The following is a 14926-nucleotide window of genomic DNA, read 5'->3' as shown; positions in this document are numbered from 1 at the left end:
TGCTGCTCACGGTCAGCGTGGCGGTTTCTTCGTTTTGGCAGCCGCCCCGTACCGCCGCAGCCCCACCCCACATTTCGTTCGATCAGAGGAGGCTCTCCATGAGTGAAATCGTAAAACGCGCAGATGCGCCTGCGGAAAATACCTGGAAGCTAGAAGATCTGTTTCCAGACCGCAAAGCATGGGATCAAGAGTACGAAGAAGTTAAACAACTAGCCAAAAAGGCTGCACAATTCCAGGGCAAGCTGAATTCAGCCGAAGTGATTGTCAATTGCTTTAAGCTGGAAGATGAACTATCGCTCAAAACCGAGCGCGTATACGTGTACGCCCATCTACATCATGACGAGGATACCGCTGAACCTACATATCAGGGCCTTTCGCAAAAAGCCAAAAAATTAGGCGTTGAGGTCAGTGAAGCCCTGTCTTTCGTGACACCTGAAATTTTGGCGCTGCCCGACAATCAGCTCGATGCCTTGATTGAAGATCCGAAGCTGGCAGATTATCGCTTTACGCTCCAGGAAATGAAACGGGAGAAAGCGCATATTTTGGGTAAGTCGGAAGAAGCCCTGCTCGCACAGGTCGGTAACCTGGCTCAAGCACCGCAAACCATTTTCGGTATGCTGAACAATGCCGATATGAAATTCCCTAAAATCAAGGATGAAAACGGCAAAGAGGTTGAGCTAACACATGGCAGCTATATTCAATTTCTCGAAAGTCCGCACCGGGAAGTTCGTGAGCGTGCTTTTAAAGCGGTCTATGATACGTATGCCAAAAATAAAAATACGATTGCTTCCACACTGAGTGCCAATGTGAACAAAAATGTTTTTTATTCTAATATTCGCAAATACCCTTCTGTACTGGAAATGTCGTTATACGGTGACAATATCCCAAAAGAAGTGTATACCAATCTGATTGACACCATTCACGAAAGCTTGCCTTTGCTGCACCGTTATATCAAGCTGCGTAAAAAGCTGCTGGGTGTGGATGAGCTTCATATGTATGACCTGTTCGCTCCGCTTGTGGACGAATACAAGCTCGACATTTCGTTTGAAGATGCTAAAAAGCAAACGAAGGAAGGTCTAAAGCCGCTGGGCAAGGACTACCTGGCTTCGTTGCAAAAAGGCTACGATGATCGCTGGATTGATGTGTACGAAAATGAAAATAAACGTACAGGTGCATATAGCTGGGGTGCTTACGGCACTCACCCTTATGTGCTGCTGAACCATAAAGATAACCTGAACAGCATGTTTACACTCGCTCATGAGATGGGACACGCGCTGCATTCGTATTACTCGGATAATGCGTTGAAGTATCGGGATGCCCAGTACACCATTTTCCTGGCTGAAGTAGCATCGACAACGAATGAAGCGTTGCTGATGGGCTACTTGCTGAAAAAGTCCACCGATCCAAAAGAGAAAATGTACCTCCTTACCTACTATGCAGACCAATTCCGCACGACGGTATTCCGTCAAACGATGTTTGCGGAGTTTGAGAAAATCGTACATGAGCGGGCAGAACAGGGAGAGTCCCTTACACCGCAGCTTCTATCAGAGATTTATTATGATCTGAATGTGAAATATCACGGCTCTGGCATGAAAGTAGACAAAGACATTGAAATGGAATGGGCGCGTATCCCCCATTTTTATAACAGCTTTTATGTCTACAAATATGCTACCGGCTTCTCTGCGGCAACCAGCTTCTCGAAACAGATTCTGGAAGAAGGCCAGCCAGCCGTTGACCGTTATTTAGGATTCCTGAAGAGCGGCGGTAGCGATTATTCGATTAATATTTTGAAGAAGGCCGGCGTGGATATGTCCTCTCCGCAACCGATTCGCGAAGCAATGAGCGTATTCGAGGAAGTTATTACGGAAATGGAAAAGCTGACCGCCGGAAAGTAAAACCATACACGATTAGAATCTGGCATTGAAACGATGCTCGGATAAATCCCTTGTCCATGACGGGCAAGGGATTTTATAATGTAGCGGAAGGAGGTGGCATTTTGAAAACACAATGGTCTTTGATTGCAGCTCTTGTTATTGCTTTGTTAACGGCTGTATTCGCTGTCATTAACGTGAAATCGGTCCAAGTAAATCTACTATTTCGTACGGTCAACGTTCCTTTGATTTTACTTATTCTCGGCTGCACTCTTCTTGGAGGGCTTATCGTCGGTTCCTTCGGTATTTTCCGTCAATATAAGCTTCAGAGAGAAATCAAACGTCTGACCACCCAGCTTCATACACTGCAAGAAGAGCACACACCCGTTGTGGAAGCATATGCGGATACGGCCTATGGCACGACGGGTTCGTCCAGCGCGGTGTCTACATCCGACAAGGTTACAGAGCAAACGTTCTCTGACCCTGACCGGTTGTCCAAATGAGGAGGAGCAACAACATGATGATTCACCTGAATGAGAATTATATAATGACCTTTCTGAATCAACTATTGAACACCCCCAGTCCCAGCGGTTACACACATCATGTGATGGAACTGATCCGTAAGGAAGCCGCAAGCCTTGGGATGCCCATAGAATGGAACGCCAAAGGCGGTGCCATCTTGACCCTGGAGGGCCATGAAAAAGACCGTACAGTTGCGCTGAGCGCGCATGTGGATACATTAGGCGCAATGATACGCTCGATTACCAGTCACGGCACCTTGCGGCTGACATCTGTCGGCGGTTTCATGATGAACAGCATCGAGAACGAATACTGCCTTATTCATACCAGAAGCGGACAAACGTATACAGGCACGATTTTGTCGAGCCATCCGTCTGTGCATGTCTATGATGATGCACGCAGCTTTGAACGCAAGGAAAGCCATATGGAGGTGCGGATCGACGAGCTTGTCGAGTCCAAAGAAGATGTGCTCCAGCTCGGCATTGCGGTAGGCGATTTTATTTCGTTTGACGCCCGTCCGGTCGTGACACCCAGCGGCTTTATCAAGTCGCGGCATCTGGATGATAAAGCCAGCGTAGCTGCGCTGTTTGGTTTATTGGAATCCGCTGTACGCGAAAACTGGAAGCCCCGTCATACTGTTAAGCTGCTCATCTCCAACTATGAGGAAGTCGGTCACGGAGCTGCTTACATCCCTGAAGGGGTCAGCGAGATGATTGCCGTCGATATGGGTTGCATAGGCGAGGATCTGAGCTGCAAGGAGACGGATGTATCCATTTGTGCCAAGGATTCTTCCGGACCTTATGATTATGACATGACGACTCGTCTGATTGAGCTGGCCAAGGAGCTGAATATCCCGTATGAGGTTGATATTTATCCGCACTATGGTTCTGACGCTTCGGCTGCGCTGAAAGCAGGTAACAATATCCGTGCTGCGCTGATCGGCCCTGGCGTACACGCCTCCCATGCGATGGAGCGTACGCACAAGCAGGCTGTGGTGAACACTGCTCGTCTGCTTGCCGCTTATGTGACGGTTTAATCCGAACAATGACGACCGACCTGTTCCACTGAGAATAGGTCGGCGAAGGCTTGGCGAAAGGAAATCACAACTATGGATCTGAAGAAACTACGTTACTTTATCGCAGTCGCAGAAGAACTACATTTTAATCGTGCTGCAAAAAAACTGAATATCACCCAGCCCCCCTTGAGCCAACAAATCCAAAGCCTTGAGGAAGAGCTTGGCGTGAAACTTTTGGAACGAACCAAAAGGCAAGTTCGACTTACGTCCGCAGGAGCCATCTTTTTAGAAGAATCCAGAAACATGGTTTCTCAATTGGAAAAATCCATTAAAATGACACAGCTTGCAAGTCAGGGGAAATTCGGACATTTATCCATCGCTTTTGTTGATTCGGCATCTGGCAGTCTGATGGTTAACGCCTTAAAGAAATTCCGGGAGCGTTTTCCAGACGTGAAGCTTACGTTGTTTGAAATGACATCTGCCCAACAACTGAAAGCCATACACGACGGCAAAGTTCATGTGGGCTTCCTGCGCTGGGCAGATCCATCTATACATATCACCTCTCAACTCTACACCAACGAATCACTCATCGCCGTACTTCCCGCAACACACCCGCTAGCCCACCACTTAACCTTGTCTTTACGTTCTTTAGCGGAAGAATCTTTTATCTTGTCTCCACCTCATATGGGAGCGTCTTTTCATGACCTCATATTAGACTTTTGCAGACAACACGGCTTCCAGCCCCAAATCGTACAGGAAGCCGTTCAAATGTATACAATCGTTAACTTGGTAGCTGCTGGTATAGGCATATCCATTGTTCCCTCTTCCGTTTCTGTTTTCCAACGCAGTGATGTCGTATTTCGTTCTTTTCGCGAAGATTCTCCGTCCGTCCCACTTTACGCTGCATGGAAAACAGATGCAAATGACGCTGTTCTGACTCGTTTTCTGGAGGTGGTTGAAGAAACAGCTTGTAGTGAGCAATTAGGCATGTAAACTACCATCAGCGCCTAATCTTAACCCGTTTTACTCGGATCAAGTTCAACAACGCCGTTTAAAATACTGTCAATTTGTCTCATAACCTCCCCTTCGAGACGGACACCCGCAGCTTTTACATTCTCCTTCACCTGCTCTGGCTTGGAAGCACCGATAATAGCTGAGGACACTTGCGGGTTTTGTAAAACCCATGCTATTGCAAGCTGTGGTAGCGTCAAACCATTTTCCTGTGCAATCGGCCGGATCAGCTCCACTGCCTGAAGGACCTCTTTACGTAACCATTGCCCGGCCAAGCGTTCGAAAAATGGTGAACCTGCTGTCGTAGAAGCACGTGAACCCTCGGGAAGCGGCTTGTCTACTGCATATTTCCCAGAAAGAATACCCTGTGCCAGAGGCGACCAAACGACCTGTCCAATTCCTTCCTGCTCACAAGCGGGAATCACTTCAGCTTCAATAATACGCCAGAGCATGGAATATTGGGGTTGACTTGCCACGAAGGGGACCTTTAGTTCTCTCGCTAAATCCGCTCCTTGCTTTATCTGGTCTGCTGTCCACTCGCTCACCCCTACATACAAAACCTTCCCCTGACGAACCAAATCGGATAATGCCAAAAATGTCTCTTCTAGTGATACGGTTGGATCAAAACGATGTGCATAATAAACATCAATATAATCCGTCTGCAAGCGTCGAAGAGAAGCATGGCAGGCCTCCATAATGTGCTTGCGGGATAGCCCTTTATCATTCTGTCCGGTACCTGTTGGATGAAAAACCTTTGTGCATAGTTCAATACTTTCACGTCGTATTCCCTTTAAAGAATGACCTAAAACCGTTTCCGCCATCGTTTCTGAATAAACATCAGCGGTATCAAACGTTGTGATTCCTGAATCTAATGCAGCATGGACACATGCTTTCGCCGTGGTGTCATCCACTTGTGCACCGTGGGTTATCCAGTTCCCCAATGCTATCTCGCTTACCCTCAAGCCGCTTTTTCCAAGTTTACGATATTCCATTTTGAATGCCTCCCTTCCATATAAATTTGATTATAGCAAGCAAATTTTAATATTAGAAATATATAATAAACTGATTATTAATACGAAAAACATATTAATTAATTCATTCAATACATTTGCATAATGATAGGTAGCTTCGAGTTTCCAAGTCAGGACATGAGTTGTTTCCACGACCGATGTACTGGAATAAATACGAAAAAACAAGTCTCCAGTGCTTAACGGAGACTTGCTTGTTTAAGTAACGACGGAAAAACGATTCACGCAATATACTTGTTTCGTATTTTAAGATTTGCTTTGTTCAATTTGCTCGGCCAGCTCGTTCAGATAGGTCCAGCGCTCCATTTGATGCTCCAAATGCTGTTCGGCCTTTGTTTGCTCAGCCATAAGCTCTTGTAGTCGTGCGGAATCATTGAAAGACTCTTCCATCTGTCGCTGGATGCTAGCCAACTTCTCCTCAGCCTGTTCGATCAATTCGTCAATTTGCTCATATTCCCGCTGTTCCTTAAAGGTGAATTTAAGCCTGGTTTTGCTAGTCTCCTTAACTGAATCCGAAGCATCCGCAGACTTAGACGTGGAAGACTGAGCAAAAGAAGTACCCGCGGGGACAGGCGGATTCAAAGCGGATTGAGCATTTTTACTGATCCATTCTGCATACTCGCTGTAATCGCCCACATGCACACGTACCTGTCCTTCTCCTTCGAATGCCAGTACCTTGTCTACTGTCCGGTCCAGGAAATACCGGTCATGAGAAACGATAAAAACAACACCCGGAAATTCATCCAGATAGTCTTCCAGCACGGATAGAGTCTGAATATCCAGATCATTCGTTGGTTCATCCAGTAACAGTACATTCGGTGCGGACATCAGCACACGAAGCAGGTACAAGCGCCGTTTCTCGCCCCCTGATAACCGGGAAATGACCGTCCATTGCGAGCTTGGCGCAAACAGAAAACGCTCCAGCATTTGCGCGGCTGTAATAGCCGAACCATCTGCTGTCCGGATCACTTCGGCTTCTTCCTTAATGTATTCGATGACACGCAGCGATTCGTTCATTTCCTGATGCTCCTGGGTAAAATAACCGAGCTTCACGGTCGGTCCCACAATCACACTGCCTGAATCCGGTTCTACGCGCTGTGCAATCATTTGGAGCAGAGTCGATTTTCCGCTACCATTGGGACCCACAATCCCGACCCGGTCACCGGGCACAGCGATATAGCTCAAATCCTGAATCAGCTTACGGGAACCTACCGATTTGGACAGGTGATCCAGCTCCAGTATTTTTTTACCAAGACGCGTCGAGGCTACCGACATGTCTACAGACCCGGAACGGGCTTCCGGCTGCTGATCCTTAAGCTGTTCAAATCGTTCAATACGCGCTTTCTGCTTGGTCGAACGGGCTTTTGCCCCCCGGCGAATCCAGGCTAGCTCATTGCGCAACAGGTTTTGCCGTTTTTGCTCCGAAGATGCTTCCCGTTCCTCACGTTCCGCCTTTAGCTCCAGAAAACGGGTATAGTTGGCCTCATAGCGGAAAAGTCGACCATGATCCAGCTCCAGCATGACAGTTGCCACTCTATCCAGAAAATAGCGATCATGCGTAATCATCAGCAACGCGCCGCGTCTTTTCTGCAAATACTGCTCTAGCCATTCAACCGACTCATTATCAATATGGTTGGTAGGCTCATCCAGAATGAGTAGCTCACAGGGCTGGATCAAAGCTGCTGCCAAAGCAACACGTTTACGCTGTCCACCAGAGAGCACTCCCATACGTGCCTCAAACTGCGTAATACCCAGCCGGGTCAGTATGTTTTTGGCCTCACTCTCCAACTGCCATGCCTGGAGCGTATCCATTTGCTGGCTTGCCCGCAACAGGCGGTTTTGAAGCTCCTCGCTGCCCGGATTCAGCTCCAGCATCTCCATCGTTTCCGTATATTCGCGCACCGCCTTCATTTCCGGCTGGTTGCCGTGGAAAATATGTTGGAGTACCTTCACCTCGGGGTCAAACTCCGGATTTTGCGCCAAATATTGAATGCGTACACCGTTGTTGACCGCAATATTACCATCATCCAGTGGCTCCAAGCCGGAAATCACACGTAAAAACGTCGATTTCCCAGTGCCGTTCACACCGACCACTCCTATTTTGTCACGCTCATCCATGCCAAAGGAAGCATCCTCAAACAGCATTTTTTCGCCATAGCTTTTCGTTATATGTTCAACGGCCATAATATTCATACGGATTCCCTACTCTTCCCCTATTTTGTGATGCATCTTGTTTATTTTAACACAGTCACACCAAATGATTAAAAAAACCGTGATCTGAACGAAGTCAGTACGGTTTCTAGCTTTACAATATCACGATCTGCGTATCCCGCTGCCGGCTTCACAGCCGTACATAAACAAGTTAGTCGCAAATTCAGCCGTCTGATCCACATCGCATTCACAGAAATCTTTATCCAGTAAAATGTCCATTTTGAGGCGCTCCATCATGCCAATGAAAGCCTTCGCATGAAGCTCAGGCTGCTGCACACCCTCCAAAGCCAGTTTGTTTTTGACCATATCGGTATAATCCTGAATAAATCCGCGCATAAACTCCATTAAATCAGGGTCATTGTTCGGGGTCATAAAAAACAACTTGGTATGCTGCTTGCGCTTGTAGTAGTAATGTAAGTGCAGATTTGCCATTCGCAGCAGTCCCTCCTCCAAAGCGCGGTTAGCCAATGCGCCCTGCATTTCAGCCAGGTATTGCTCGCAATCTCTGCGCGTGACCGCTGTAAACAGCTGTTCTTTGCTTTTGAAGTACAAATATACCGTGCCTTTGGCGACGCCCGCCTGTTCTGCAATCTCGGAAATCTTGCTTTCATAAAAGCCTTTGGTGCCGAAGACTGTGTAAGCGGCGTCCAAAATGGCCTCATATTTATCTCCATGTATACCGCCCATCTTCGCACCTCCCTGTACTAGAGTATAAACAGAATGCCTGCCAGAGCGACCAGCCCCCCGAAAATCGAACTGATGCTATTCACTCTATCATTGCTCATCCAACGCCAGCCCCGCACATAGACCGTCGGTTGTCCACAGTGCGAGTCTACCTCTACTTCCCGGCCGCAAACCGTGCAGGAACGCATCATTTGCACCGTAGCACCGAGATAGGAATCGGCGAAGGCCCCCGCACTACCAGATATTCCGCCGATCAGTGCCCACAGCCATAGCGGCAAGCCTGGCATTCCTATGGCGTGTCCAAAGACCCATGCTCCTATTCCAATCAGAACTCCCCCAGCCAAGGCCGCAGCTGTCCCTAGAACAGATACACCTCCCGAGGTTCCGGGTGCCAGCACCTTGCCATTCAGTATCGAGCGAGGCGGCTTGCGGCTCAGGCTGCCAAATTCCGTTGCCCACGTATCCGACGTGACTGTAGCCATGACGCCAACAAAAGCCAACTGCCAGGCAACATGAGGCCAGATCGCATAGCACAGGCATAACAGCATACCTAATCCCCCGTTGGCCCATACCTGACCAGCATCCCGATTTCCGGTTTTGGCATACGATTTTTCAAGCTCTGCCTTGCGCTCCTTTTTGAACCTCGACAGCAAGGTCGATGTAATGAAGAACAGGAGCAAGGTCCCGAACCAAAACAGGTTACCTGCACCATAATACACGGTTCCCATCAGCACAGCCGCCGCAAAGCCCGATAAGGTTAAGGATTTTTTATAAAAAGCAGCTCCCGCCACTACTGCAGCGCCAAGCAATCCGATGATCCAATCCATGATATACCCCCACTTTGAAATGAATCTCTCGTTTTTCATTTTTCAGTTCGTAATTTATTGTACAACGCTCTACACTTATATAAAAACCGTGTCCCATGCTATGGCACAGGACACGGCCCTTACATTCTTGCCTGCGGAAATCCCCCCATACTGCCCAACTACCAAGAGAACTCCCTTTTTAACCAACTTAATTGATGCAATCACACGAATTAACTTAACCAATTGTGCAGCTTCCTTGATGGTCAGTTCCCCAAAATAGCTCGAAGCGATCTCCACTCGTTGCAGGCCCTACACCTGCCGGAGTGCCTGTAAAAATAATATCGCCTTCACCCAGTCCATAATGGGTCGCTATGTAATCAATGATATGCTCGATGGAAAAAATCATATCCTTGATATGGCCACGCTGTACTTCCTGCCCATTTTTGAGCAATGAAAAATCCTGCTGCTCCAGCGTGTCCAGTTTCTCTAAAGGCAAGAACGGTGTAACGGGAGCAGAAAATTTGAAACCTTTAGCCGCCGTCCATGGGTGACCCTTTTTCTTGAGAACGCTTTGTACATCACGCAGGGTAAAATCAATACCAAAGGCAAATGCACTCAGAATCGTTTCCGCAGACATACCCGGTTCGTAATTACGGCCTACCGCCACGACCAGCTCTGTCTCATAATGAATGTCTCCTTGATCTTTAGGAAGCTCCAGTGTTGCACCATCCAGCGGTACTACCGCATGGGAAGGCTTTAAAAAAATCATCGGTTCTGTAGGAACCTCATTTCCCAGTTCCTCGGCATGCAGCTTATAATTGCGCCCGACACAGTAGACATTACGAATTTCTACGTTCATTACGACCGTCACCCTTCCCGCGTATATAGTCCAATTATTTAATAAATAGATTACGTATATAGTGCCACATCCGGTGCTTGAAATGCAAAAAAACCTGCTCCCAGCGATCCGGCCAATTGGTACAAATCATCAATTCAGGATGTAATGAGGCCAATCTTCGCATAATGCTACGGTCATCCACTGTCCACGCCATGACAGTGATACCGCGTCCGGTCAAGTCTTTCATCAGCTTTCGGTCCAAACGCGGGTAGCCCATGGATAGAAAAGAGCATTGCAGCCCTTCCAACTGCTTTGCCAGATCATCCGGACGAGCATCAATAATCAGCCCGGTACGGATACCTGGAGCCAGCTCTTTGGCCCGACGTAAAGCGGAACGCTCAAAAGAGGTCAATACCACTTCATTCTCCATATCCCGCGCCACAATTTCACGGAGTACCGCCTTCTCCAGCCCCGGATACATATCCCCTGCGGTTTTTAGCTCAATATTGAGCGATACGCGGCCACGACACAGATCTAGCACTTGTGCGAGAGTAGGAATCCTTTCTCCTTGATATTCCGCGCTTTTCCAGCCACCAGCATCCAGACGTTTCAGCTCTTTCCAGTCCGTATCCTTCACTCGACCTGTGCCGTTAGTCGTGCGCTCCAACGTGAAATCATGGATGACCACCGGAACGCCGTCCTTCGACAGTTGTACATCCAGCTCAATCCAGCGCACAAACAGCTGATCGATCGCAAGCTTAAAGGCCGCCAACGTGTTCTCGGGAGCAATTCCCGAAAAACCACGGTGAGCCACGCACAAATGATCCATTCCGGTTATGACCTCCATCCACAAGTGGTAGCCTCAATACAGACCAGCCTCGTGTAAAAGATTTCCTTCGACAACTATCGGGCGGTTACTGAACCGTCTGCGCCTACAGAAACATTAGCCGGTGACATCGCCGCTACTCCTTGCAAAATTTTGCCGGCCTCCGCATCCTTCATTGGAACTGGTTGCCCCAGCTCCGCCCGGTAAGGAGTCAGCTTCATCCTGCAAGCCCCAGCCCGGGTACAAGTTGCCTGAAATATCGCTGTATCCCAGGTGGCTGGTACTGTAGATTTAGAAAAAATAAAATTGCCTGTGCTGTAAGCAATCCATTTGCCTTTATACTGCTCCATCCCCTGTAACACGTGCGGGTGACCTCCAATTACAAGATCTGCCCCTGCATCAACAAAAGCATGCGATAGCTCGGTTTGATGAGGCTCCAATACATTCACGCGCTCCTTGCCCCAATGGGCAATAATAATAACCAAATCAGCCTGCTTGCGCGCCTCACGAATCGATTTCACGATCGCGGTCGAATCGTAGGCTCCTGCAACACCGGGCTGTTTGGCGCCTGCATTCCAGTTGGCCTCGGGCATAACCCGTGTGGCTCCCAACAACGCAATTTTAATACCTTTACGTTCAAAATAGTGCGGAGCATACGCTTCTTTTGCATTACGCCCGGCTCCGGTATACGCTATATCATTTTCTTTCAAATATTTCAGCGTATCCAGTAATCCGTCTGTGCCCTGATCCAAAATATGATTGTTGGGCCAAATTTACAGCGTCTATTCCTGCCGCAGCCAACGCAGTCAACGCCTTGGGAGAAGACTTATACACATACGTTTTATTCAGCGCACCCACGCCCCCGGTTGTAACCGGCGTTTCCAGATTGGCTATCGTCAGATCGTCCTTGCGAAACAGATTTCCAAGATATTGATATGGAAAATCAAATCCGTTCTTTTCCAACCGCTGCTCAACCTTACCGGAAAACTGCACATCCCCTACAAAATGGAGCGTGACTGTCGGTGAAGCTGTTCCATCCGATGCCACGTTCTTTCCCTGCTCCGATTCGTTGGGGTCAGCAGAATTCTCGCTGTTCGATGCCCCCTTATTTGAAGAGCTGTCCGGTGATTGCCCTGCGTTCTCTGAAGATACTCCTGATTCTGACGAGTTGCCTTCGGGAATATTTGTGTCAGACGTTGTCACGGGGCGGCTGTCTGTATCTGTAGCAGTATCAGAAGAATGCTCCGTTTTATCGTCATCAGCTTGCTCGCCTCCATTGGAGCTATCGTCCATTTGTTCATTTGAAACGGCTGTAACGTTCTCTCTTATCGGGCTAGAAGACTGTCCTCCACCCGCAGAATCCGTTTTGGCCTTGTTCTCCTGTTGCAATAGTCCGGCGTTTTCCGCAAGAGAGCTACTCTCCCTGTGTTCAAATATGTAATAATATCCAAAAAGACCTACGATCATAAGCAGCAGGACAAGATTCGTAATGATCCAGGCCTTGCCTATTTTTCGCTTCCTTGCTTTCTTTCGACCTTCATTTTTCTGTGATCTGGGAGGGTACATTCTTCACTCCTTCTATGCTGTTGCATATGCATTACTTTCCTAAAATGATCCGGCGCTTTTGACACCTTCTCCATTATATATCAAATTTCGGTATAAATAGAACCCCTCGCTTGGGATTGCGAAGGGTTCGTTATTCAAGTTGCTCCATTCATTTAATTATACCTGTACCTCGACCGCTTCCCGTTCCGCAGCTTGGACGGCGACAGAGGCCCATTCCTTGGCCTGACGGATACAATCCGGCAAGCCGATAGCATCATAGCCGGCACCCAGAACATACACTCCCGGCATCGTTGTACGCAGTTCTTCCCGCAGATCGGCGATAGCCTGCGGGTGTCCTACCGGATATTGCGGCATGGAGTGGCGAAGACGGGTAATTTCCGTAAATAGTGGAGTCGCCGTAACGCCCATCATGTCCTGCAAATCCTTACGTACCAGCGCAGTCAGTTCATCATCGGGTAGCTCTACCGTTTCTTCGGCTCCAGCACGCCCCACATAACAGCGCAGCAGTACTTTATCGTCCGGACTGGTATGCAGCCACTTGGCGGACGTCCACGTACAGGCCGTCACACTGCGTCCCTCTTTACGAGGAACCAGAAAACCGGAACCATCAAAGACATTCTCGATGTCTTTTTTATGAAAGGCCATGACCACATTCGCCACGGACACGTAATTAACGGCTTCCAGTGCCGCCACCTTTACATGTCCCCGCAACAACGGCGCAGCGGCAAAATTCGGAGTCGTGATAAATAGATCGTCCGCCTCCAACGTCTCCCCATTATCCAGTACAACATGGTAGATGCTTCCTTCACCGTCTGCTGTCTTTGTGAACTCTGTAACAGCAACGCCTATACGCAAATCACAGTCATGCAAGTCATTCAGTAACGCATGTACCAAACTTTGCAGTCCTTGTCGGAAGGTCAGGAAAGCACTTTTTTTCGTGCCTGTATGCGTCTCGGCTGGCTTTCTTCCGGTCATCATCCCGTGAATGAGGCTTCCATATTGCTGCTCTACTTCAGCAAATTGCGGGAAGGTCGCCTGCAAGCTCAGCGTCTTCATATTGGCAGCATATATGCCAGCCAGCAGCGGCTCGGTTACATTTTCCAGCACTTCTTTGCCCAATCGGCGTTCGATAAAATCACCCAAGGCTTCATCACCGGGTATGCGCCGAGGCGGAATAACAAAGTCCATCATGGCCCGCAGCTTGCCGCCCAAAGAGATGAGCCCGCTTCGCAGAAATGGTTGCAGCTCCGTCGGAATTCCCAGTACCAGACCGGGGGGCATCGGATGAAGCTGACCTTCATGCAAAATGTATGTTTTTTTCGCCTCAGGATTCGTGCTTACCAGCTCATGATCCAGCTCCAGCTCTTTTGCCAGGTCGATCATAGCCGTTTTACGGGCCAGAAAGGAATCCGGCCCTTTTTCAATCACAAACCCGTCTTTATGCAACGTTTCGATTTTCCCGCCCAGCACCGGGGCCTTCTCCACCAGCGTAATCCGTGGTGTGTAGCCTGCTTCTTTGTACATTTTACGTGTATAAAAAGCTGCGCTCAGTCCGGTCAATCCTCCGCCTACAATCACAATATTGCGTAGTTTTTGCTCCATAATGTCCTCATCCCTTTTTCCATTGGTCTATGATGACATCGCTAAGCGTCTCCATGTACAATGGATCACTGTTAAGCGAATCAATCCGCTGGAAACGCATATCCAGTTCCTTCGCTAAAGCCTGCGCCTCAATATCCAGATCGTACAGTACCTCTAGATGATCGGAAACGAAGCCGACTGGCGCAGTCAGCACATATTCAACCTGCTCTTCCTTGAGACTATGCATGGTATCCAGGATGTCAGGACCGAGCCAAGGCTCTGCTGTGCGACCTGCACTCTGCCACGTAAACTGCCAGTTGGTGATTCCTGCCTTATCCGCAATTGCTTGCGAAGTAGCCATCAATTGTTCTACATAAGGGTCACCCATCGCCAAAATCCGCTCAGGCAAGCTGTGCGCACTGAACAATACACGTACCTCGTCCCGATTCGCCCCTGCCTCTTCGAAAAGCGCCAGCTTTGCATTCACACGTTCGGTCAACGTCTTGATCAGCTTTGGATGAAGATGATAGCTTTCCACAAACGATATAGCCAGCTCCAGTTCCTGTGCCTTGGCCTGTGCGCGCTTGATATAAGTGCCTACACTCATTACGGAATAATGCGGAGCCAGCACGATACCTACCGCTGTACGGATACCATCTTGCACCATAGCCTCCACACCATCCTCGATGAACGGCTTGGCATGTTTGAGTCCCTGATAGCAGACAAATTCAATATCCGGGTTACGATTTTCCCGATTTAAGGTTTCTTGCAGATTGTGAACCTGACGATCCGTATTTTGACGTAGCGGAAATACACCGCCCAAAATGGCTTCATAACGGTCCTTTAATTCTTTCAATTGCTCCGGGGAAGGAGCGTTACCACGACGAATATGCGTATAATAGGCTTCCACCTGATCCAAACTTTCCGGTGTCCCGTAGGACATAACCAGTACACCCACTTTGGTTTTCAT

Annotated in this window: 12 protein-coding genes and 1 pseudogene; 4 read left to right on the top strand and 9 right to left on the bottom strand. The window is 48.5% G+C overall.

Annotated features, from left to right (window positions below; all coding sequences use genetic code 11):
- The first annotated feature begins 98 nt into the window (after nucleotides 1-98).
- The 4 genes from pepF to QMK20_RS09125 all read left to right on the top strand — a co-directional run bounded on the left by pepF (nucleotide 99) and on the right by QMK20_RS09125 (nucleotide 4398).
- The gene (gene pepF / locus QMK20_RS09140) at nucleotides 99-1895 is read left to right on the top strand and encodes an oligoendopeptidase F (RefSeq protein WP_283655469.1); all 1797 of its coding nucleotides are present in this window, start codon (nucleotides 99-101) and stop codon (nucleotides 1893-1895) included.
- Nucleotides 1896-1951: 56 nt separating this feature from the next.
- Complete coding sequence (locus QMK20_RS09135) at nucleotides 1952-2374, top strand: LapA family protein (protein ID WP_283655468.1); 423 nt, start codon at nucleotides 1952-1954, stop codon at nucleotides 2372-2374.
- A 14-nt stretch (nucleotides 2375-2388) separates the two neighbouring features.
- Complete coding sequence (locus QMK20_RS09130; RefSeq protein ID WP_283655467.1) at nucleotides 2389-3426, top strand: M42 family metallopeptidase; 1038 nt, start codon at nucleotides 2389-2391, stop codon at nucleotides 3424-3426.
- Nucleotides 3427-3498: 72 nt separating this feature from the next.
- Nucleotides 3499-4398 (top strand): LysR substrate-binding domain-containing protein, encoded by a 900-nt coding sequence (locus QMK20_RS09125; RefSeq protein WP_283655466.1) that lies wholly within the window; start codon nucleotides 3499-3501, stop codon nucleotides 4396-4398.
- 20 nt (nucleotides 4399-4418) lie between these two features.
- Here QMK20_RS09125 and QMK20_RS09120 read toward each other — a convergent pair whose 3' ends face one another.
- From QMK20_RS09120 to hemH, 9 genes and pseudogenes are all read right to left on the bottom strand, one after another.
- Entirely contained in the window at nucleotides 4419-5408 is a 990-nt protein-coding gene (locus tag QMK20_RS09120) for an aldo/keto reductase family protein (protein ID WP_283655465.1), read from the bottom strand.
- Nucleotides 5409-5690: 282 nt separating this feature from the next.
- Nucleotides 5691-7637 carry an ABC-F family ATP-binding cassette domain-containing protein gene (locus QMK20_RS09115; RefSeq protein WP_283655464.1) on the bottom strand — a complete coding sequence of 649 codons (1947 nt, stop codon included), beginning with the start codon at nucleotides 7635-7637 and terminating at the stop codon, nucleotides 5691-5693.
- 120 nt (nucleotides 7638-7757) lie between these two features.
- Nucleotides 7758-8342 (bottom strand): TetR/AcrR family transcriptional regulator, encoded by a 585-nt coding sequence (locus tag QMK20_RS09110; RefSeq protein WP_283655463.1) that lies wholly within the window; start codon nucleotides 8340-8342, stop codon nucleotides 7758-7760.
- A gap of 17 nt (nucleotides 8343-8359) precedes the next feature.
- A complete protein-coding gene (locus QMK20_RS09105) occupies nucleotides 8360-9166 on the bottom strand; it encodes a DUF92 domain-containing protein (protein WP_283655462.1) in 807 nt (268 codons plus the stop codon).
- A 214-nt stretch (nucleotides 9167-9380) separates the two neighbouring features.
- Complete coding sequence (locus tag QMK20_RS09100) at nucleotides 9381-10004, bottom strand: fumarylacetoacetate hydrolase family protein (protein ID WP_283655461.1); 624 nt, start codon at nucleotides 10002-10004, stop codon at nucleotides 9381-9383.
- A 34-nt stretch (nucleotides 10005-10038) separates the two neighbouring features.
- Entirely contained in the window at nucleotides 10039-10812 is a 774-nt protein-coding gene (locus QMK20_RS09095) for a glycerophosphodiester phosphodiesterase (RefSeq protein WP_283655460.1), read from the bottom strand.
- 74 nt (nucleotides 10813-10886) lie between these two features.
- Nucleotides 10887-12375, bottom strand: a pseudogene (locus QMK20_RS09090) (CapA family protein).
- Nucleotides 12376-12531: 156 nt separating this feature from the next.
- Complete coding sequence (gene hemG / locus QMK20_RS09085) at nucleotides 12532-13977, bottom strand: protoporphyrinogen oxidase (protein WP_283655459.1); 1446 nt, start codon at nucleotides 13975-13977, stop codon at nucleotides 12532-12534.
- Between the two features lie 7 nt (nucleotides 13978-13984).
- Entirely contained in the window at nucleotides 13985-14926 is a 942-nt protein-coding gene (gene hemH / locus QMK20_RS09080) for a ferrochelatase (RefSeq protein WP_283655458.1), read from the bottom strand.

This window comes from Paenibacillus sp. RC334, from assembly GCF_030034735.1.
Classification (GTDB): domain Bacteria; phylum Bacillota; class Bacilli; order Paenibacillales; family Paenibacillaceae; genus Paenibacillus; species Paenibacillus terrae_A.
Note: the sequence above shows the minus strand (reverse complement) of the source record. Positions and strands in the feature narration are given on the sequence as shown.